The organism is Rhodococcus sp. 3258, from assembly GCF_031456475.1.
Classification (GTDB): Bacteria; Actinomycetota; Actinomycetes; order Mycobacteriales; family Mycobacteriaceae; genus Rhodococcoides; species Rhodococcoides fascians.
This window is the reverse complement of sequence record NZ_JAVDUT010000004.1, coordinates 53,989-73,922: the sequence shown is the minus strand read 5'-3', so window position 1 is coordinate 73,922 and position 19,934 is coordinate 53,989. Positions and strand designations below refer to the sequence as shown.

The following is a 19,934-nucleotide window of genomic DNA, read 5'->3' as shown; positions in this document are numbered from 1 at the left end:
ACGCGCCGACCGCTCCTCCCCCTCTGTCGTGTGCTCGCTGACGCGTGCGCCTGAGAGATTCGGTAGAACACGGCGCGCTGACGTGCGCGCACCGGCACCTTTCCCCTTGGGCGGGTGGGTGCTCCCACCACTTTCCAGAGTTGTCGAAGCCCACACGGTCCGTGTGCCTGAGAGATTGACGGGGAGGTATTGCTCCTTCGGCGTCCGAGACTGGATGCCTCGGAACTCTCCCGCGCAGGCGCGACGGTGAGAAGTCTAGCCGGTCTTACGACTCGCGCGATTCTTGCGGCGGGACGCCAGTTCGTCTTCGGGGCTCGGCTGGCTCTCTCCGCCGTCTGCTCGCTCGGCCGGGAAGTCGGCGATGGTGCCGGTGAGCTCGCGCATCGCGCCGTTGACGGCGATACCGAAGACGCCCTGCCCGCCCTGCAGCAGGTCGACTACTTCCTCGGCCGACGTGCACTCGTAGACGGTGGTGCCGTCGGAGAACAGGGTGATGTTGGCGAGGTCGCCGACACCACGCTGGCGCAGGTGATCCACCGCGACGCGGATGTTCTGCAACGAGATTCCGGTGTCGAGTAGGCGCTTGACGATCTTGAGGACCAGCATGTCCTTGAACGAGTACAGCCGCTGGCTGCCCGAACCTGCTGCGCCTCGGATGGACGGTACGACCAGGCCCGTACGCGCCCAGTAGTCGAGTTGCCGATAGGTGATGCCGGCAATCTGGCACGCGCTGGGTACGCGGTATCCGACGAGTTCGTCGGGCACCGAATCGTCGGGGAACAGGCCGGGTTGAATGTCCTGCGACTGTGCGACAGGGCGATTCGACGCCTCGTCGGGGGTCTCGACCCGAGCATCGGCTGCGGACGCGTCCTCTGTCCGGCTTGCGGCGTCGGATTCTCGACTGCCGTGATGCTGCTGCGGCTGATCTCCCACTGACTGCTCCCTCTCGGATGTCTCACTGCGTTCGGATCCAGTCAGTACTGGGATCCGTCCGAGGCGCGCCTGAACGCCTCGGTGTACTCGCGTGAAGTCATACCGTGTACCAGGGCCAGACTACGCCTCGGCGGCAATCGAAGAGGCGTGAACTGCGTCGGTCCGAACTGCGCCGGCGATGAACTTCACTGGCACGAACGTTATGGGGGCAATCGACCAGATTCAACGCAACGCGCCGTAAACCTGAACCTAAAGTTGAGGTTGAGACTATTCCGTTACCCGTCGGTGGCCTTGAAGTCGTCCGGCGACACCGATTCGAGGAATTCCTTGAACTTCTCCACCTCGTCCTCACGCTCGTCCGGCATCAGCAGGCCGGCCTCGGCGAGCACAGGCTCCTCCGCATAGATCGGGACTCCGGCGCGGAGCGCGATGGCAACCGAATCCGACGGCCTCGCCGACACGCGGATGTCCTTGTCGAATACGAGATCGGCGTAGAAGGTGCCTTCCTGGAGGTCCACGATGCGCACCTCCTTGAGCTCGTGCCCCAACGCAGAGATCAGGTTCTTCACCAGATCGTGCGTCAGCGGCCGAGCCGGCTGCACACCTTGCTGCTCCAAAGCTATTGCGGCAGCTTCGGTTTGGCCGATCCAAATCGGGAGGTACCTATCTCCGTCGGATTCACGCAGCAGCAACACGGGCTGGTTCTGCGGCTGTTCGACACGAATACCGACCACACGCATTTCACTCATCGTGTCCACCTCACACCTCGAGAAATCTTCGCTGGTCGTCGCTGGTCCAGCTCACCAGAACCGAGTCTATTGGAATCCGAACCGGCGCGAGCGATCCTCACCGGTCGAGCGCACCACGCACCGCTGCTTTGACCAGACACGTATGCAAGGTCAACGACAGAGCTGCCAATTCCCGGATCATCTCTTCGGCACGATCACGCGCACCGGCATCGCGCCCCTTGGCGACCGGCCCGGCGATCTGAGCGACCAGACCCGCTTCGCGGTCCGCCGCGAGCTTGAACGCACGGAGGTGACGAACCTCGAGCCCGAACTGCAACATCGCGTGCGCGGTACGAGCGAGCGTGACGGCACCGTCGTCGTAGAACCCGGCCTGCCCGGGAGTGATCAGACCGCTGCGTAGCAACTCGGTCAGGAAGGCGTCATCGATGCCGGCCTGGGCCAGTAGATCTGCCTTGCTGATGCGGACCTCGCGATCGGGTAGGAACTCCTCCGGCGAGACCTCACCGGCCGCGATCGTCAGCGACCGCGGGCGCTTGACCGAGGCGTCTGCTCTCTCGACGGTTGCAACGCCGTGGTCGATCGCTTCGAGTTGTTCCTTGATCACCTTCAGCGGCAGGTACTGATCACGCTGAGCGGTGAGCACGAACCGCAGCCGTTCGCAGTCCGCGATCGAGAAACGCCGATAGCCCGACGGAGTGCGCTCCGGAGAGATCAGACCCTCGGCTTCGAGGAATCTGATCTTCGAGATGGTCACGTCGGGAAAGTCGGGCCGGAGTCGATCGAGGACGGAGCCAATCGACATCCCCCCGCTGGACTGCTGCCCGACGGCGGTCACTGGCTTCCTGCACCCGCAGACGACTCGCCGACTGCAGATCCGTTGCCGCCACGCGGCCCGGTGAGGAAGACCAGACGGAACTTGCCGATCTGCACCTCGTCACCGTTGGCCAGCACGGCGGAGTCGACCGGCTCGCGGTTGACGTAGGTGCCGTTGAGGCTGCCCACGTCGACGACCTGGAAGTCGTCCTCGTCCTGGCGGAACTCTGCATGTCGACGGCTCACGGTGACGTCGTCGAGGAAGATGTCGCTGTCGGGGTGACGACCGGCCGACGTGGTCGGCTGGTCGAGCAGGAATCGGGATCCGGCGTTGGGACCACGCTTGACGACGAGCAGGGCAGCTCCGACAGGCAAGCCCTCGACACCCGATACCGGAGCTTCGGTGCTCTGGGCGGTAGCGGAGTTGTCCAGCTCCTGGAGGAAATCGGCGCGGAAGACCGAGGTGGTCTCGGCCGGCGACTCCCCGTAGTTGCTGTCGTTGTCGTTCTGGCTCACCGTTACTCCTTCTCAGTCCGTTGACCCGGGCAACGATCACCTCGGGTAACGCAGTACATGGTCTTCACTTCTGGTTCTGCTGGCGTTCGGTGGTGCGTTTCGGTTCCTCGGTGCGTGGCGGACCACTCACCATGCGCGACCTTCGCCCCGACAGGCTGTTCGCTCGGTGTCGACCGTACCCTGCGCGCCGAGGACCTGTGGTCGGTTGGCCGGTGTGTACGGCCCTTCGTCACTCAGCTGTGATGAGAGCATATCCGGCGGCATCGAGCATCGGTGCCAGCGCCGCGTCCAATGCCTCCGAGGATGCGACCTCGAGCTCGATCAGCCACCCGCCGGTGTACGGTCCGGAGTTCACCTTCTCGGGTTCGGAATCCAGATCTTCGTTCACGGCAACGACTTTGGCCGTGAGCGGACTGAACACGTCGGACACGCTCTTGGTCGATTCCACCTCACCGAGAGACTCGCCCGCGGTGACGCTGTCACCGATTGCCGGAAGCTGAACGAACACGACGTCGCCCAACTGCGTCTGGGCGTAGTCGGTGATACCGATTCGAACCGTCGCGGGCCCCGTCCGCTGCACCCACTCGTGCTCGGGGGTGTAAAGCAGATCAGCTGGTGTGTCGATGTCGCTCAACGCGGCATTCCCTTCCATCGTGGCCCGGGGCGAGCGGGCGATCAGTTTCCGGGCTGAGCGTATTGACGTGGGCGCGGATCTCGCAAGGCGGAGACCGTGACCTGGTCCGATCGCTCGACTCGCGAGCTCGCCCCGTTGCGAGCGACCGTGTCGATCACCCCTCCCGGAATGTTCAGTGCAGCTTCCAGAGTCGCCGGATCTCCGATGGCAGTGAAGGTGTAGGGAGCGCGTAGTTCTCGGCCGTCCACCACGACTCGGCCGGCCGGTCCGGCCATCCACGAATCCACACCGATGCGGACCGCGACCCCACCACCGTCGATCTGCAGCGCCTCGGCACCGGCGGCCCGCAGCTCCTGCAACGCGTCGAGCAGAACCTCTGCTCCGACGCCGGCGTCGGTGTCGTCGATCGTCAACGTGACGCCGGGTCCTCGGGCCGCCACGGTGCCGATCTGAATGGACAACGCGGACAATCTTTCCTGGGCTTCCGCCACCGCGGCGTCCGACCCGGAACCGGACTGCCGGAGGGTGGCGAGCGTGCCTTGAAGCGCGCTGATCTCGTCGCGGATCGACGCCTCGCGTCGCGTCAGGGAGTCCAACACCACCAAAAGGTCCTCGGGCCGCGAGTTCTCCAGATTGCCCGACGTGCTCGTTTCCCGCACCTGTGTCGCGATTCCGATTCCGAGGGCACACATCAACACGAGAGCGAGAATGCCGAACCACGTGCGCTGTCCACGTCGGGTGCGCCGACCGTGCCGTCCGGGGCCTGCGTTCATCGGTCAGGCACCGAAAAGCCGTCGGCGCAACGCAGCGGCGTTGCCGAAGATACGTATTCCGAGCACGACGACGATGGCGGTGGACAGTTGCGTTCCGACTCCGAGCTGATCGCCGAGCCACACGATGAGCGCCGCGACGAGGACGTTGAAGACGAAGGACACGACGAACACCTTGGCGTCGAAAATGCCGTCGAGAAAGGCGCGCACGCCGCCGAACACTGCATCGATAGCGGCCACGACGGCGATCGGCAGGTATGGGGCGACGACTGCTGGAACTCGAGGCCCGGCGACGAGACCGATCACGACTCCGACGACGAGCGCGACCAATGCTGCGAGCGCGAATCCGGCGCGGCCGGTGGCGGCGGGCTCGGTGCCGCCGGGCACCTCGGGACCGGGGCTGCCGGAGTCGGATGCCTCGACGTCCGGGACGTCACTCGCCGTCATCGTGGGGCCACCTCCTTCGCCTCGAACGACTCCCTGGCGACGGCCGGCCCGAACTCGAGATCGGTGGCAGGCCGTACCGAGAAACCGACACCGTAGAGCTGAGCGACCGTGCTCATGCGCAGGTACGCGTCGCTGACGGCGAACTGCACCTGAATGCGCTGCGGTGGACCGATCGCATCGATGTCGTAGGGCGAGGTGATCGGGCGATTGTCGAGCAGCATCGCGCCGCCTGCCTGTCTGATCGTCACGTTCGGCCCGACTCGATTGCCGTCGACGGACACCGCTTCGGCGCCGCTGGCCCACAGGGAGTTGACGACGGCAGCGATGTCGCGGTCGAGAACGGTTGCGCCGGAACCGGTACGGACCGATCTGTTGGATGCACCGCCTGCGGCAGGTTCTGTCACGACGACCGACAAGCCGGGACCGGTCACCGAGTCGATACCGGCCGCCGACTCGACCGCATCGAGACGGTCCAGGAGCTCGCTCCCGGCAGCATCGGACTGGAGCGCGCGATCACGCTCGGTCGATACCTGGGCTGCGAGTTCGTCCCTCGTGACGTCCAGTTCGGCCTCACGCTCCTGGGCAGCACGCACTGCAGCAGAGGCGTCGGCACTGGCCCGGTCGATCTCCGCCGCGTCGGAGGCCAGCTGCGACATCGCGACCCCGAAGACCACTCCGACAGCGACGGCACCGGTGATCAGCCAGAGGACAGGCGGCACCCTAGGGGTACGCACGTGGTGCGCCGACCGTTCGACGGCAGCGGCTGCGTAACCCGGATCGAGGTGATCCGTCAACAGCGATGTGAGCAGTGACGGAGTCGGGTTCCTCTTCGGTCGTGCTGGTGGCTGCACCGTCACCTGCCCGGTGCGGAGGTGGGCGCGATCGCTCGCGCGACGGCCACTGCCTTGCCGAGGTACAACGCACCGGTCCACGTGTACAGCACCGTCCCCCAGATCAGGAGCGCGTAACCGAGCGGCCCAGCGGCGTCGGCCACGGAACCGGTGCCCACGGAGACCAACAGCACCGGCAGCGCGATCATGACCACGAACGTGGCTGCCTTCCCGAGATAGATCACGTCCGGAGGCGGGAGGGAGCGACGTCGGTAGACGAACATGGTCAGGCCGAGAACCGCGTCTCGCCCGATCAGGATGGCAGCGACCCACCACGGGATGATGCCGCGCACCACGAATGCGACCAGCGTGCTGACGACGTACAAGCGATCGACGAGCGGGTCGAGAATCGCCCCCAGCCGCGACGACTGCCCGAGCAAACGCGCGAGTTTTCCGTCGAGCCAGTCGGTGCCGCCGCTGACGAGCAGAATGACCAGCGCCCAGCCGTCTGCCTGGGGGCCGAGAAGAAGAAACAAGAACAGCGGAACGCCGGCGAGTCGCACGGCACTGAGCAGGTTGGGAACAGTTGCGATCCGATCCGTTACCTCGAGTTCGCTCTTGTCCGTCACCGCTCACCTCCTGTCGCCTCGGGCGTCGTGGCAGCCGGCGCGAGCACACCGGCGGTTCGAGGCCACGTTAGCGCCACGCGAACACCGGCTGCTCGAAGTCCGCGACCCGGGTGTGTCGACCGCGAAGGACCACTTCACGAAACTGGTGCACGATGGCACCCGTGGGAGCATGGATGGCACCGGTTCGGAACGGCCACCGAATCACGGGTCGGGGCGACTCGGGGATCGTGACGAATTCCGCATCGACATCGAGTTCGGCCTCGGTCACCTCGAACACTTCGGCCACCTCGTCGGCACTGGGCTGCAGCGACGACGAATACTCGCCCACCCACACCACGAACGGTGTGATGACGTAACCCGAACGGGTGACGTAATCGTCGAGGCGCCCGAGTACCTCCCCCGGGTCGGTACGAATGCCCAACTCTTCCTGGAGTTCACGCAGGCAGGCCTGTGCCGGGGTTTCGCCCGGATCGACTCCGCCACCAGGTAGCGCGTACTGACCCGGGTGAGCGCGCAATCGGCTCGGCCGTCTGGTCAACAGCAGGCGATGGTCTCCGCGCTCCCCGCCGACCGCCAGAGCAACAGCTGCGTGGCGCAGACCGTCGGCATCTGCTGTCCGAAACTCGAAGTGGCCGAGTGCGCGCTCCATCGAGTCGCGGCCGAGGCAGTCGCTCGACTCGTCGCTACGCGCCATGAGTACCCACCGATTCGATTGCCGTCACGCGGAATCCGCGAGACGCGCGGCCGGAGGAAGGAGTTCGTCGGCGGACGCGGGCCAGGCCAGTGCGTGCTCGGCCAACCCGGCGAGTTGCTCCACTTGTGTTCGACACCAGGGCGATACATCGATTCGGTCTGCGAGCACGTCGGCCGAAAATTCGGACCAGGACACCCATCGCGTTTCGTCGACCTCGTCAGGATCCGGGTCGAGTGTTGCGTCGTCGCCGACCGTCACTCGGTAGACGGGGCAGATCTCGTTCTCGACTATCCCGTTGTCCATCACAGCGCGGTACCGAAAATGCGGCAGCACCAGTTCCGCGGACCGGGCCTGCAGACCCAGCTCCTCGCCGATGCGCCGGAGCACTGCCGACTCCAGGTCCTCGCCGGGTGCTGGATGTCCACAACAACTGTTCGTCAACACGCCGGGCCATGTCGTCTTGCTCGACGCCCGTCGCGTGAGCAACACGGCACCGTCCTCACGCACCACGTAGCTGGAGAACGCCAGGTGCAGCGGGGTCTGTTCGGTGTGCACCGTGGTCTTGTCCTGGGTGCCGACGGCGCGGCCTTCGTCGTCGAGCAGCACCACGTGCTGCGCAGGGGATCGATCCATCGTTCCATGCTCCCACGGACGGACGGCCGGTCTAGTGTCGAACCATGGGACAGGACGACAAGGACAAGACAGACGGCGGCACCTCGACCGAACACGACACGGCGGACTCCCCCAAGGGCGGCCGCCCCGGACCGGTGGACGGCGGAGGCGGCGGTGGGATGGCGACACGAGAGAACGCCCCGGAGATCGCCGACGATCAGGAGTGATATTTCCCGGTGCCGTCGCTGTTTGAATCACAGAGATTGCGTCAATACCCCCGATGTTCCCGCGCTGCGCGAGAGCACGAACCTCCATCAACGGAAGGACCTCGATGAGCATCAACGACGACGACATCACCACCTCAGGCGGATCTGCAGGCGAAGGACCCGCTGACGGCGGATCCAATCCCGGCGGACACGACGGCGGAGCCGACGGCCCGGCCGGAGCAGGCGAAGGACCCGCTGACGGCGGATCGAATCCTGACGGACACGACGGCGGAGCCGACGGCCCAGCGGGTGGAGAAGGCCCGGCCGACGGCGGATCCAACCCCGGCGGACACGACGGCGGTGCGGACGGTTCCGCTTGATCATCGAGTCGAACGACGAGCGCGGACCGGGCAACCGGTCCGCGCTTCGTCGTCTCACCGGAATCGACGCCGCCACTTTCGCGGAGCGTCACTGGGGCATAGCACCCAAGTTCACCCGATCTGCCGAACTGTCCGGATCGTTCGAGGATCTGATGACGGTCGACGCGGTCGACGAGTTGATCGCCGAGCGCGGCGTACGCACCCCGTTCGTGCGGATGGCCAAGGACGGCCGCCTGCTGGAGAAGAACAAGTTCACGGGGTCCGGAGGGTTCGGCGCCGAGATCACCGACCAGGTCGATTCCGCGGCGGTTCTGTCGGCCTTCGCGGCCGGCAACACTCTGGTGCTGCAGGGCCTGCATCGCCTGTGGCCGCCCTTGATTGCTTTCACCGGCGAGCTCGTTCGCGAGCTCGGCCACCCGGTACAGGTCAATTCCTACGTCACTCCGGCTGCGTCCCAGGGCTTTTCGCCGCATTACGATGTTCACGACGTGTTCGTCGTGCAGATCGCCGGTAGTAAGCGGTGGACGATTCACTCGCCGGTGCATCGCCATCCACTGAACAATCAGCCGTGGTCGGACCGACGAGCAGCAGTGGAACGTCACGCCGACGACTCCCCGGAGTTGGACATCGTGCTCGAGCCCGGTGACGTTCTGTATCTCCCGCGCGGCTGGATCCATTCGGCGCAGGCCCTGGGCGAGACGACGGTGCATCTGACGATAGGCGTCGCGTCGTTCAACGATTACGACATCGCCCATCACACCCTCGGTGCTCTTCAGGACGTCGAGGGACTGCGCGCACCGTTGCCGGCCGGATGGGACCCGACCGATTCCGAGTCCGTTCTCCCCCACGTACGCCGCGTGCTCGGCGACATGCGCCGAGCTCTCGACGAGTTGGATCGAGATCCTGAGGCGCTGCATCGGATCACCGAGCGTGTTGCGAGTCGGTACGACGAGCTGGTTCGACCCGAACCGGTGCGCCCCGTTCGCAGTGTTGCCCAGATGGGCGCGCTGCGGGGTCAGGACTCGATTCGGCTCAGGGCCGGGGTGATCGCGCGAGTGGTGCGAACCCCCGAGTCCGCGGCTGTCGTGCTGCGCGACAAAACCGTGTCGATGCCGCCTCAGTGCGCCGATGCCCTCGAATTGTTGCTCGAAGGATCGCCGTGCCGGTTGGATTCTCTGCCCGGCCTCGACACCGACGATGCTGTCGTGGTCGGTCGCAGGCTCGTGCGCGAAGGCATCGCAGTCACCGCCATCGAGTGATGGTGACCCCGACCATCAGGTGATGGTCACGCCGCCGTCCACTGCGATGGTCTGGCCCGTCACGTATCCGCCCGCGTCGGAGGCGAGCCAGACCGCGGTGGCGGCCAGTTCTTCGGGGTCGCCCTTGCGTCCGAGGATCATTCGGGGAGCCAATGCCTCGAGGTATCCCGGCTGGTAGGAATCGGTCATCTCGCTCTCGAAGAAACCAGGCGCAATAGCGTTGACGCGGATGCCTTTTCGAGCGCCCCACTGTTGCGCGAGGTCACGAGTGAGACCGACGATGGCCGCCTTGCTGGCACTGTAGGCAGCCTGAGGCAGACCGGCGGTGGTGAGCCCCAGAATGCTGGATATGTTCACGATCGAGCTTCCGGGCTGCATCACCCGTCCACACGCCTGAGCGGCCCAGTAGGAGCCATTCAGGTTGATGTCGATGACAGAGCGGAACTGCTCGGGAGTCTCGCGGGTGGCGGGGTACGCCGTGCCGACGCCGGCGTTGTTGATCAGCACGTCCACCTTGCCGAACTCGGCGACGGCGGCCTCGACCATGGCCGTGCACTGGTCTGGATCGACCACATCGGTTGCCACGCTCAGCGAACGCCCACCGACGCTGTCGATCAGTGCGGCAGTCTGTGCCAACTTGTCGACGCGACGGGCGGCCAGTACCACGTCGGCTCCGGCCTCGGCCGCCGCTTTCGCGAAAGACACTCCCAAACCGGACGATGCGCCCGTGACGATGACGACGCGGCCGTCGAGGCGGAATTTGTCCAAGATCGACATGTTCTGAAATCTCCTTGTATCGGGTGTCTCGTGCTCAGAACCAGGCGGGTGACATATCGAGGGTCGTTCGATCGAGAAGCGCCAGCAGATCGAGCTGTGCATCGACCTTCGGTAGCTCGTAGACGAAGAAGTACCGTGCAGCAGAGCGCTTTCCGTCGTAGAAGTCTCCGATTCGGTCTCCCACGGCAAGCAGCTGCTCGAGCCACATCCACGCGATGACCGTGTGGCCCATTGCCTCGAGGTAGGCCGTGGAATTCGCCAACGCCACGGCGGCGTCACCGGTACCCCAGACTGCGGCGGTGACCTCGACGATCCTCGAGAACCTGTTGTTCAGCTCGGTGCCGTACTGCTCGGCCGCTCCCCCGTGAGTCGATGCTCGCGTCACGGTCTCGGCGATTCGCTCGGCGAGCAGCGCCAACCCGGCACCGTTCTGCATGACGACCTTGCGGCCGAGTAGGTCCAAGCCCTGAATGCCGTGTGTACCTTCGTGAATGGGGTTGAGCCGGTTGTCGCGGTAGTGCTGTTCCACGTCGTAGTCGCGGGTGTAGCCGTAACCCCCGTGCACCTGAATGGCAAGACTGTTGGCCTCGAGACACCACTGCGAGGGCCAACTCTTGGCGATCGGTGTCAGTACGTCGAGCAACAGTGTCGATCGAGCTGCGTCGGCGGCGTCCGATGCCGAATCCTGGTGGTCCACCAAACGCGAGCAGTAGAGCCCGAGGGCCAATGCCCCCTCGACATACGACTTCTGCGCCAACAACATTCGGCGCACGTCGGCGTGCTCGATCAATGCGACCGGAGGCGCGGCCGGATCCTTGGCTCCCAGTGGCCGTCCCTGGGTGCGCGTCTTCGCGTACTCGACGGACTTCAGGTAGCCGACGTAGCCGAGTGCGATCGCCAGGAATCCGACGCCGATCCGGGCCTCGTTCATCATGTGGAACATGTACGACAGACCACGGTTCTCCTCCGCGACGAGATAGCCGACTGCCCCGGCTTTCCCACCGGGAGAATGGGTTCCGTCGCCGAACGCGAGCAGGGTGTTGGTGGTACCGCGGTTGCCCATCTTGTGATTGAGCCCGGTCAGCACGATGTCGTTACGTTCGGCGATGCCGCCCTCACCGTTCGGCAGGAACTTGGGAACGATGAACAGCGAGATCCCTTTGACGCCGGGAGGTCCACCCGGCGTCTTCGCCAGAACCAGGTGCACGATGTTCTCGGTCAGTTCGTGATCTCCACCGGAGATCCACATCTTGGTACCGGTGAGCCGGTAGCTGCCGTCGTCCTGCGGCACAGCCTTCGTGGTGATGTCCGCCAGCGACGACCCGGCCTGCGGTTCGGACAAGCACATGGTGCCGAACCAACGCCCGTCGATCATGGGCCGCACGTAGTCGCGCACCTGCTCCGGGCTGCCGTAGGTGGCGATCAGATTGGCGTTGGCCATCGTCAGGAACGGATAAGACGACGTTCCAGCATTTGCAGCCTGGAAGAACGCCATGGCAGCTCGAGAGACGGTGGCGGGCAACTGCATACCGCCGATCGATTCGTCGAACTGCCCGGCCATCAACCCCGCGTCGCGGTACACGTCGAGAGCGGCCTTCACCTCGGGGATCAGCTCCACCGCACCATCCCTGTTCATGGTGGGCTCGTGTGCATCGGCCTTCTTGTTGTGCGGGGCGAAATGCTTGTGGGCGATGTCTGCGCTCAGGTCCAGTACCGCATCGAACGTTTCGCGCGAGTGTTCCGCAAAACGTGGCCGCTCCGTCAACGCAACCACATCGAGCCATTCGTACAACAGAAAATCCAGGTCGCGGCGTGAGAGAACGTCCGACATTTCGCTGCTCCGATCGAGAGGGGTGACGCGTGAGCCGACGGCGTGAGCTCTACGAGGGAGCGGCAACCGCGTCGCACGTGACGTGCAACTCACCATACAAGTCGAGTTCGGTCGTCCACATCGAGTACCTACGCCGCCCGGATACACGACGGTTGCCCGGCATAGCAGTACGCGAGAAAGGTTGAAACACAGACATTTCCGGCCAATTGGACTATGAGCAGCGTCACGATTGCCTACTCGGCCACGGGCATATACTTACCTTTGATAACGATATTCGACGTACGAGCACGATGATCCGGCGTCGTCCGGTGCATCGTGGAGGGGAGCGAAGCATGACCCGAACAATTGCCATGAAAAGCACAGTGGCCGTCGACAGCGAACACGATCGAGACATCCGCCAACGAGACCGTTTCCAGCATCTGCACGACAGCGATCCGGAGTTCCGGGCTGCCGAGCCGGATCGGTCGATTGCCGACGCTGCTCGAGAATTGGCCCCCAACCTCGCTCGCGTGGTTGCCGAGATCATGACCAGGTACGCCGACCGCCCCGCCCTGGGACGCCGCGCGCGCACGATCGAGGACACCGACGGCAGCACTACCGCTCGCTTGCTCCCCCGATTCGACACGGTGACCTACCGGCAGGCCTGGGCCGACGCGGGAGCCTTGGCGTCCGCCCTCGGTCACGACGACGGCGGCATCGCTGCGGGCGACTTCGTGGCCACGCTCGGTTTCGCCGGCATCGACTACGTGATCACCGAACTGGCCACCATCCGTGTGGGCGCAGTCGCAGTTCCACTTCAGGCCGGAGCCACCGCGGGTCAACTGAGGGCCATCGTCGACGAGGTCGAGCCGGTGGTCCTGGCCTCCGACGTGGACAACCTCGCCGTCGCGATGGAGGTCGCCGGTCACTGCCGGTCGATCCGCACAGTGGTCGTACTCGACTACGACGACCGAATCGATGCCGACACCCGCGCGCTGACGTCCGCGCGCGAGGGTGTCCACGGGTCCGGCATTGCTGTTCGACCGCTCACCGAACTGGTGGACGAGGGTTCCCGACTCCCCCAGGTGCCGTTGTTCGACGTCGAGGATCCCGAGCGCCTCGCCGCACTGATCTACACCTCCGGCAGCACCGGTACTCCGAAAGGGGCGATGCATACCGAGCAGATCGTGTCCGGTGTGTGGACCGGGGCCTGGCATCGGACGGGTGCCTCGTCCGAGGGTGTCGACGAGCCGGCTTTTCCCGTCATCACTCTCGACTACCTACCGATGAGCCACCTTGCGGGCCGCGGGCTCGTTTTCTCGACTCTGGCGGCGGGCGGCACGGTTCATTTCGCCGGCTCCAGCGACCTGTCCACGTTGTTCGAGGACTTCGCTCTGGCGCGCCCTACGCTGGCGTTGTTGATTCCGCGGGTGTGCGAGATGATTCGCCACACAGTGCTCGCCGAAATCGATCGTGCGGTCGACGGTACCGATGCGGGCGAACACGAGCAGATTTCGCGAGGCGTGCTCGAGCGCGTGCGGTCCGAGCAGTTCGGTGGACGAATCCTGGCTGCAATGGTGGGCACCGCACCCATCGCCGCCGAGGTCAAGGATTTCGTGACCGACTTGCTCGACGTTCGGGTGCGCGACAATTACGGTTCGACCGAAGCCGGAATGGTACTTCTCGACGGGATCGTCGCGCGGCCACCGGTTCTCGAATACAAGTTGGACGACGTGCCCGAACTCGGCTATTTCTCCACCGACACTCCCCATCCACGTGGTGAGCTCCTGCTCAAGACGACGTCGATCATCCCCGGCTACTACAAGCGGCCCGATGTGACCGCAGACGTCTTCGATTCGGACGGGTTCTACCGCACCGGCGATGTCGTGGCCGAGCTGGAACCGGACCGGCTCGCATACGTGGATCGTCGCAAGAACGTATTGAAGTTGGCCCAGGGCGAATTCGTCGCGTTGGCGCGCCTGGAAGCGGTGTTCGGTACGAGCGAGCTGGTGGACCAGATCTTCCTGTACGGCAACAGCCAGCGGTCGTATCTGTTGGCGATCGTCGTTCCTGCCCAAGCGAACTCGACTGCGGGCGCGATCATGGAGTCGTTACAGCGGATCGCTCGCACGGAGTCGCTGAATTCGTACGAGATACCTCGCGAGGTCGTGCTCGAACGCGAGCCCTTCACTCAGGACAACGGTCTGCTGTCGGGTGCCGGAAAGCAGTTGCGTCCCAAACTCGTCGAGCGGTACGGCGACGAACTCGAGCGTCGCTACGCAGAACTCGAATCGGGGCAGACCGATCGACTGCGTGAGCTCCGGCGTTCCGGTGCCCAGGCACCCGTGCTCGCCACGGTCGGGGACGCCGCCCAGGCTCTGCTCGGCTGTTCGGGCGCGGACATCCGGCCCGATGCCCACTTCACCGATCTCGGTGGTGACTCGTTGTCGGCGTTGACGTTTTCCACATTGCTGCGCGACATCTACGACGTCGACATCCCGGTCGGGGTGATCACCGGACCCGCAATGGACTTGGCGGCTCTTGCCGACTACATCACGTCCGCAATCGACAACGATTCCGACACAGCGACATTCGCGTCGGTTCACGGACGCGACGCTTCCGTCGCGCACGCATCGGATCTGACCCTGTCGGCATTTCTGGACGCCTCACTGCTCGATGCCGCTCATCGAATTCCAGGCCCTCGGACGGTAACGAACACCGTGCTGCTGACGGGAGCGAATGGCTACCTGGGCAGGTTTCTGTGCCTCGAATGGCTCGAGAAGATGGCAGCCGCCGGCGGAAGAGTCATCTGCCTGGTGCGCGGACGCTCCGATGCCGATGCCCGCGCTCGGCTCGACGCCGCCTTCGACAGCGGGGACGCGACGTTGTCCGATCGATACCGCGCCTTGGCCGACGCCGCACTCGACGTGATTGCAGGCGATCTGGGCACTCCCCGGTTCGGGTTGACCGACGATGTCTGGGAGGAACTTTCCCGCCGCGTGGACCGCGTCGTGCACCCGGCAGCACTGGTCAATCACGCGCTGCCGTACGAGCACCTCTTCGGACCGAACGTCGTCGGAACGGCCGAGGTGATCCGGTTGGCCTTGACCGACCACATCAAGCCGGTGACCTACCTGTCGACGGTCGCGGTTGCCGTCGGTGTCGACGACTTCCACGAGAACGGTGACATTCGGGTGGACAGTCCGCAACGAGCAGTCGACGAGTCGTACGCCAACGGTTACGGAAACTCCAAGTGGGCAGGCGAAGTGTTGTTGCGCAATGCTTTCGACGAGTACTCGCTTCCCGTTTCGGTCTTCCGGTCCGACATGATCCTCGCCCACAGCACCTGGTCCGGTCAGCTGAACGTGCCCGACGTATTCACGCGCCTGATCCTGTCGGTGGTCGCAACCGGGCTGGCACCGAGAAGCTTCTATGCCACCGACACCGGAGCGCCCACCGACGAGCAGGGCAGGCCACTGGCTCACTACGACGGATTGCCTGCGGACTTCAGTGCAGAGGCCATCACCTCGATCGCGGGCGACGACGTGGCAGGCTACCGAACCTTCGACATCCTGAACCCCCACGACGACGACATATCGCTGGATACGTTCGTCGATTGGCTACGTGATGCAGGCTGCACCATCGAGATCGTCGACGACTACGACGAATGGTTCGAGAGGTTCAGCGCGGCAGTTCAGGAACTACCGGAGAAACAACGGTCACACTCGTTGTTGCCGCTGATCCACTCTTACGCGCATCCCCAGCACCCGTCGTCGGGAGCAATCCTGCCGGCAGACGAATTCGCGTCGGCTGTCGGCGATATCCCACACCTCGGGCGAGAACTGATCGAGAAGTATCTGGCCGATCTGGTAGCACTCGGCCTGGTGGCCAAGAGCTGACCGTTACCTGGTGCGGGCCCTTCGGCTCGCACCAGGTAGCCCCGCCCACTACCGCGGTACAGTCGAAAGCCTATGTGGATCGGATGGATAGAACTGGATTTTTTGTTGGGCGACGTGCACTCCCTGAAGGAGAAGCGCTCGGTGATTCGGCCCGTGATCTCGGAGCTGCATCGAAAATTCGCGGTGTCGGTCGCCGAAACCGACCATCGCGACCTGCACAGACGGGCCGAAATCGGAGCGTCGGTGGTAGCCGGCGACCTCGAGCACGTGACCGACATCCTCGACCGGGTCGAGCGGATGGCGGCGTCCCGACCCGAGCTTCATCTCGTAGCCGTTCGGCGGCGCACCCTGAAGAGCGACGACATCTGAATCGCGCGCTGTCGACGAATCCGGGTCTTCGACGATTACGGTTATCGACGGACGTCGAACACCTGCTTCTGGATGCCGTTGCCGTACACCTCGTGCTCCACCAGATCCAGGTGGGTCGTGGCCTTGTCACTGGAGCTGAACAGCCGCTTGCCCGCGCCGAGCAGCATCGGGAAGACCAACAGGTGGTAGCGGTCGACGAGACCGGCGTCGGCGAGGCTGCGACCCAGCGTCGCGCTGCCGTGCACCGAGATCGGCCCGCCTTCGGTCTCCCGGAGTTCGGCGACGTCGTCGATGCTGCGCAGAATGGTTGCCGGCCAACCGTCGTCGCTGCGCTCCAACGTCGTCGACACCACGTATCTGGGCATCGAGTTGTACCCGGAGAAGTCGTCCATTGTGGGCCAGATCGGGGCAAATGCCTCGTAGGAGGTTCGGCCCAGCAGCATGGCCGTGGCCTCGTCCTGCTCACGGCCCTTGATTTCGTACGCCGCAGGATCGAATTCGATGTCCTTGAACGTCCACCCTGCGTTGCGGTAGCCGACTTCCCCACCCGGTCCCTCCATGACGCCGTCGAGCGAAACGAACGCGGTCACGATCACGGTGCGCATGGGCAATCCTCAGTTCGGTTCAAGGAGAAAGCGGAGCAGGTGCCGGAATCGTAAACCACGCGTCGAACCGACCACAGACGTTGCTGGGTGGCAAGGTGGTCTCATGGCCGAGCAAGTGGAACGCACCGAAGACGGTCACTATGTCGTCATCAAGGGTCGACGGTGGCGCGCTACCGATCCCGATATTCCCGAGGATCGCAACGCCGAATTGCGCTCGATCCTCATGGCGTGGCGCAGAGACGTCAAACGCACCTCCGGTGCCACGGAGTCTCGCGCGGGCGTTCAGGCCGCCAAAGTCGCTCTGGGAGAACGCGGTACGCCGTGGTGGGAACAGTCCCCGGACGAGCGACGGGCCCGCTGGGAGGCCGAGGTGCCACGGCCGACCGATACCGATCTCGAGAACTGACCACACAATTCGTTGCCATATCGGAAACTATCCAATATGGTTTCCGATATGGAAAGCATCGATAAGCCCACCTCGTCCGAAGCTCGAACGACCCTCGACGACATCGACCGAGTGCAACGCGCCGTGCGCGACACTCCGTGGCCGGTCTGGTTGTACGCCGTCAACGCAGTGCTCATCGGGGCGTTGGCACTCACGCCGCTGCTCACCGACTCCCACCGCACTGTCGCCCTGCTGATTCTGGCCGCGGCCATTGTGGCAACGAACGTGATTACCGGGTACCGAATGGGCACACCGTGGGCGCTGCCTACCAGCCGTGGATTTCTGGCGTCGGTCGCACTGTCCGTTGCTTTCGTGGTGGTGGCACTGGCATTCGCGCAGCCATCCCTGCCGAGCTGGACGCTGGTGCTCCTCGCTACAGCAGCGACGGCGACCTACTCGTTCGGTTCGATCGCTCACTACCGGAGCACACACCGATGACGGACGATCTGGATCCGGTCATTCATCCGGCGAACCGGCTGCGGATCTGCGCGCTGCTGGCGGCAGGTACGACGCTCGAGCTCGCCGTCGTGAAGGAACACAGTGGATTGAGCGCATCGGCGCTGAGCAAGCAGGTGGCAGCCCTGGTCGACGCCGGCTACGTGGACCAGCAGAGGTCACGCACCGACTCGCGGCGGATGTGGCTGTCGCTGACGAGGGAGGGTAAAACCGCCTACCGCCGCCATGTGGCTGCCCTCCGCGCCATTCTCGCCGAGGCCGAGGCGAGCCCATCCGAGCCCGGGCGGTGAGTTCTCCCCCAGCTCCGTGTCTACTTTTTCGACGGATGTAGTCGATGCAGCCGCCACCGGTCGTTCGATTCGACAAGGAGTCCCGCCATGCCCACACTCAGTCCGTACCTGTCGTTCCGTGACAATGCGCGCACCGCTATGGAGTTCTACAGCACGGTCTTCGGTGGAGAGCTCACGCTGACCACGTTCGGCGAGGGCCTGGCCACCGACGATCCATCCGAGAAGAACCTGATCATGCACGGCCAGTTGACAACCCCCAGCGGCTTCACACTGATGGGGGCCGACACCCCGTCGTCGATGGAACACACACCCGGAAACACGATGAGCGTCTCGCTCTTCGGTACCGAGCACGAGGAATTGACGGGCTACTGGAACGCGCTGGCCGTCGACGCACAGTTCACGATGGGTCTCGACGCAGCACCGTGGGGTGACATATTCGGCATGCTCACCGACAAGTTCGGTGTGCAGTGGATGGTGAACATTTCCGGCTCGGTCGCCGAAAGCTGAGCGACGGAGGAGCCGTGAGCGCCACTAGTGGGTGCGCGATTCGACAGAGACGACCTCGTGCAGCCCTGTCGGCCCCCAACCCCTGTCGAGCGCCACGATCAGCACCGCGCAACCGACCGCGGACAGCACCAGTGCGGAACCGAACAACGCGGTGTAACCGAACACGTCGCCGATCACGCCCGCCGTAAGTCCGGACGCACCCTGCGCAAAGACGATTGCACAGGCCATCAGTGTGTAATCGCTTCCTGCATAACGTTTTTCCGATGCGTCCATCATCAGCGCGAAAACGGCAACGGTTGCCGCGCCGCCCAGCACGTGTTCGGTGACGTTGGCCGCGCCCAGGAGCGGAAACCCGCCGATGCCGAACGATGCCACTACATACAACGCAAGACTGAGGGTTTGGGCGATTCCGCCGACCAGCAGAGCCTGGCGACGTCCGAAGCGAAATGACAACCACGCGCCGAGCGCAGCACCTCCGAGTGCTGCCACCGACGACAGGCCGCCCTCGACCAGGGCGATCTGAGTCAAGGTCAGTCCGTTGTCCGAAAGGAACGGGCCGACCAGCGCCGAGCCCATCGAGTTTCCGAATTTGAAGCCGACGATGAGAAGGATGAACGCGACCATGCCAGGCCTGCGCAATCGGGACCACCAGGCCACAGCAAGTCGCGCCGGACCCTCGGACTCGGGCTGCCGGTTGGTGTCCACGTCTGCCGCGGCCAGTTGCTTGTTCATGAACCAGACCGGGGCCGTCGCCAACAGGATCAGCAATGCCATCGCAACGAAGAGCACTTGCCATCCGGCAAAGCTGAACAGCCACAACAGCACTCCCCCGCCGCACACCATACCTATCCTGTACGCGCCCACCTGCAGACCGTTGCCCAGGCCGCGTTGCGACACCGTCAACGTGCGGACCGCTATCCCATCCGTTGCGATGTCCTGGGTGGCCGACAGCGCGTTGATGACGAAAATCCCGACGAAGAGCCAGCGCAGCGTCGACGACAGATCGAGCAACGACAGTGCGAGCGCCACCAGCGCGGCGGACACCTGCAACGTCAGAAGCCACCGCCGTCTGGAACCGTAACGATCGACGTACGGTGCCCACAGAAATTTCAGCGCCCACGGCAGAAACAACACCCCGGTTGCACTGATTTTCACCAACGAGAAACCCGACTCTCGAAGCACGACGGGCAGGGCCTGCGTGAAGAAGCCGAACGGCAGACCCTGTGCGAAGTACAGGGCCCCGAGCAACGTGAGGGTGCCGACGGTGAACGACGCCGGACGCACCGCATTGGTCATGCCGGTCA

At 64.5% G+C, this 19,934-nt stretch carries 24 protein-coding genes and 1 riboswitch; of the genes, 9 read left to right on the top strand and 15 right to left on the bottom strand.

What is annotated here, in order from left to right:
- Positions 1-145 precede the first annotated feature (145 nt).
- Positions 146-243, bottom strand: a riboswitch (glycine riboswitch).
- 12 nt (positions 244-255) lie between these two features.
- The 11 genes from J2X62_RS14160 to idi form a co-directional block, all read right to left on the bottom strand.
- Positions 256-795, bottom strand: coding sequence for a MerR family transcriptional regulator (locus J2X62_RS14160; protein ID WP_157226114.1), 540 nt, complete (start codon positions 793-795; stop codon positions 256-258).
- 413 nt (positions 796-1,208) lie between these two features.
- Positions 1,209-1,682: a bifunctional nuclease family protein gene (locus J2X62_RS14155; RefSeq protein ID WP_027497166.1), complete on the bottom strand. Its 474-nt coding sequence runs from the start codon at positions 1,680-1,682 to the stop codon at positions 1,209-1,211.
- 97 nt (positions 1,683-1,779) lie between these two features.
- A complete protein-coding gene (locus J2X62_RS14150; RefSeq protein ID WP_027497167.1) occupies positions 1,780-2,517 on the bottom strand; it encodes a MerR family transcriptional regulator in 738 nt (245 codons plus the stop codon).
- Positions 2,514-3,011, bottom strand: a complete 498-nt coding sequence (gene garA, locus J2X62_RS14145; protein WP_027497168.1) for a glycogen accumulation regulator GarA — start codon at positions 3,009-3,011, stop codon at positions 2,514-2,516. The genes J2X62_RS14150 and garA overlap by 4 nt, the downstream gene beginning before the upstream one ends.
- 229 nt (positions 3,012-3,240) lie before the next feature.
- Positions 3,241-3,645, bottom strand: a complete 405-nt coding sequence (gene gcvH / locus J2X62_RS14140; protein ID WP_027497169.1) for a glycine cleavage system protein GcvH — start codon at positions 3,643-3,645, stop codon at positions 3,241-3,243.
- A 41-nt stretch (positions 3,646-3,686) separates the two neighbouring features.
- On the bottom strand, positions 3,687-4,418 hold the full coding sequence (locus tag J2X62_RS14135) for a DUF881 domain-containing protein (protein ID WP_027497170.1): 732 nt from the start codon (positions 4,416-4,418) through the stop codon (positions 3,687-3,689).
- 3 nt (positions 4,419-4,421) lie between these two features.
- Complete coding sequence (locus J2X62_RS14130; RefSeq protein ID WP_205912519.1) at positions 4,422-4,745, bottom strand: small basic family protein; 324 nt, start codon at positions 4,743-4,745, stop codon at positions 4,422-4,424.
- A gap of 113 nt (positions 4,746-4,858) precedes the next feature.
- A complete protein-coding gene (locus J2X62_RS14125; RefSeq protein WP_032366220.1) occupies positions 4,859-5,713 on the bottom strand; it encodes a DUF881 domain-containing protein in 855 nt (284 codons plus the stop codon).
- A gap of 2 nt (positions 5,714-5,715) precedes the next feature.
- Positions 5,716-6,321 (bottom strand): CDP-alcohol phosphatidyltransferase family protein, encoded by a 606-nt coding sequence (locus J2X62_RS14120; RefSeq protein ID WP_032366166.1) that lies wholly within the window; start codon positions 6,319-6,321, stop codon positions 5,716-5,718.
- 67 nt (positions 6,322-6,388) lie between these two features.
- Positions 6,389-7,015 carry a CoA pyrophosphatase gene (locus tag J2X62_RS14115; protein WP_032370581.1) on the bottom strand — a complete coding sequence of 209 codons (627 nt, stop codon included), beginning with the start codon at positions 7,013-7,015 and terminating at the stop codon, positions 6,389-6,391.
- 24 nt (positions 7,016-7,039) lie between these two features.
- Positions 7,040-7,648, bottom strand: a complete 609-nt coding sequence (gene idi, locus J2X62_RS14110) for an isopentenyl-diphosphate Delta-isomerase (RefSeq protein WP_032366164.1) — start codon at positions 7,646-7,648, stop codon at positions 7,040-7,042.
- A gap of 44 nt (positions 7,649-7,692) precedes the next feature.
- On the opposite strand from idi, the gene J2X62_RS14105 reads away from it, so the two are divergent.
- The 3 genes from J2X62_RS14105 (at position 7,693) to J2X62_RS14095 (ending at position 9,472) form a co-directional block, all read left to right on the top strand.
- On the top strand, positions 7,693-7,854 hold the full coding sequence (locus J2X62_RS14105) for a hypothetical protein (protein ID WP_167328012.1): 162 nt from the start codon (positions 7,693-7,695) through the stop codon (positions 7,852-7,854).
- A 104-nt stretch (positions 7,855-7,958) separates the two neighbouring features.
- Positions 7,959-8,213 carry a hypothetical protein gene (locus J2X62_RS14100; protein ID WP_027497175.1) on the top strand — a complete coding sequence of 85 codons (255 nt, stop codon included), beginning with the start codon at positions 7,959-7,961 and terminating at the stop codon, positions 8,211-8,213.
- Positions 8,210-9,472, top strand: coding sequence for a cupin domain-containing protein (locus J2X62_RS14095; protein ID WP_052066234.1), 1,263 nt, complete (start codon positions 8,210-8,212; stop codon positions 9,470-9,472). Before J2X62_RS14100 ends, J2X62_RS14095 begins: the two co-directional genes overlap by 4 nt.
- A gap of 15 nt (positions 9,473-9,487) precedes the next feature.
- On the opposite strand, the gene J2X62_RS14090 is transcribed toward J2X62_RS14095, so the two are convergent.
- Together J2X62_RS14090 and J2X62_RS14085 are read right to left on the bottom strand one after the other, a co-directional pair.
- Positions 9,488-10,249, bottom strand: a complete 762-nt coding sequence (locus J2X62_RS14090) for an SDR family NAD(P)-dependent oxidoreductase (protein WP_027497177.1) — start codon at positions 10,247-10,249, stop codon at positions 9,488-9,490.
- A gap of 34 nt (positions 10,250-10,283) precedes the next feature.
- Complete coding sequence (locus J2X62_RS14085) at positions 10,284-12,080, bottom strand: acyl-CoA dehydrogenase (protein ID WP_032388358.1); 1,797 nt, start codon at positions 12,078-12,080, stop codon at positions 10,284-10,286.
- 332 nt (positions 12,081-12,412) lie between these two features.
- On the opposite strand from J2X62_RS14085, the gene car reads away from it, so the two are divergent.
- Positions 12,413-15,958 (top strand): carboxylic acid reductase, encoded by a 3,546-nt coding sequence (car, locus tag J2X62_RS14080; protein ID WP_310181347.1) that lies wholly within the window; start codon positions 12,413-12,415, stop codon positions 15,956-15,958.
- A 72-nt stretch (positions 15,959-16,030) separates the two neighbouring features.
- The gene (locus tag J2X62_RS14075) at positions 16,031-16,327 is read left to right on the top strand and encodes a DUF503 domain-containing protein (protein ID WP_032366161.1); all 297 of its coding nucleotides are present in this window, start codon (positions 16,031-16,033) and stop codon (positions 16,325-16,327) included.
- A gap of 41 nt (positions 16,328-16,368) precedes the next feature.
- On the opposite strand, the gene J2X62_RS14070 is transcribed toward J2X62_RS14075, so the two are convergent.
- Complete coding sequence (locus J2X62_RS14070; RefSeq protein WP_204856586.1) at positions 16,369-16,932, bottom strand: dihydrofolate reductase family protein; 564 nt, start codon at positions 16,930-16,932, stop codon at positions 16,369-16,371.
- 103 nt (positions 16,933-17,035) lie between these two features.
- On the opposite strand from J2X62_RS14070, the gene J2X62_RS14065 reads away from it, so the two are divergent.
- The 4 genes from J2X62_RS14065 (at position 17,036) to J2X62_RS14050 (ending at position 18,630) form a co-directional block, all read left to right on the top strand.
- Complete coding sequence (locus J2X62_RS14065) at positions 17,036-17,338, top strand: hypothetical protein (RefSeq protein WP_032370584.1); 303 nt, start codon at positions 17,036-17,038, stop codon at positions 17,336-17,338.
- Positions 17,339-17,386: 48 nt separating this feature from the next.
- Positions 17,387-17,815 (top strand): hypothetical protein, encoded by a 429-nt coding sequence (locus J2X62_RS14060; protein WP_032408239.1) that lies wholly within the window; start codon positions 17,387-17,389, stop codon positions 17,813-17,815.
- Positions 17,812-18,123 carry a transcriptional regulator gene (locus J2X62_RS14055; RefSeq protein WP_094694530.1) on the top strand — a complete coding sequence of 104 codons (312 nt, stop codon included), beginning with the start codon at positions 17,812-17,814 and terminating at the stop codon, positions 18,121-18,123. Before J2X62_RS14060 ends, J2X62_RS14055 begins: the two co-directional genes overlap by 4 nt.
- An 87-nt stretch (positions 18,124-18,210) precedes the next feature.
- A complete protein-coding gene (locus J2X62_RS14050; protein ID WP_032391387.1) occupies positions 18,211-18,630 on the top strand; it encodes a VOC family protein in 420 nt (139 codons plus the stop codon).
- 24 nt (positions 18,631-18,654) lie between these two features.
- On the opposite strand, the gene J2X62_RS14045 is transcribed toward J2X62_RS14050, so the two are convergent.
- Positions 18,655-19,926, bottom strand: a complete 1,272-nt coding sequence (locus J2X62_RS14045) for an MFS transporter (RefSeq protein ID WP_310181340.1) — start codon at positions 19,924-19,926, stop codon at positions 18,655-18,657.
- Between the last annotated feature and the right edge of the window lie 8 nt (positions 19,927-19,934).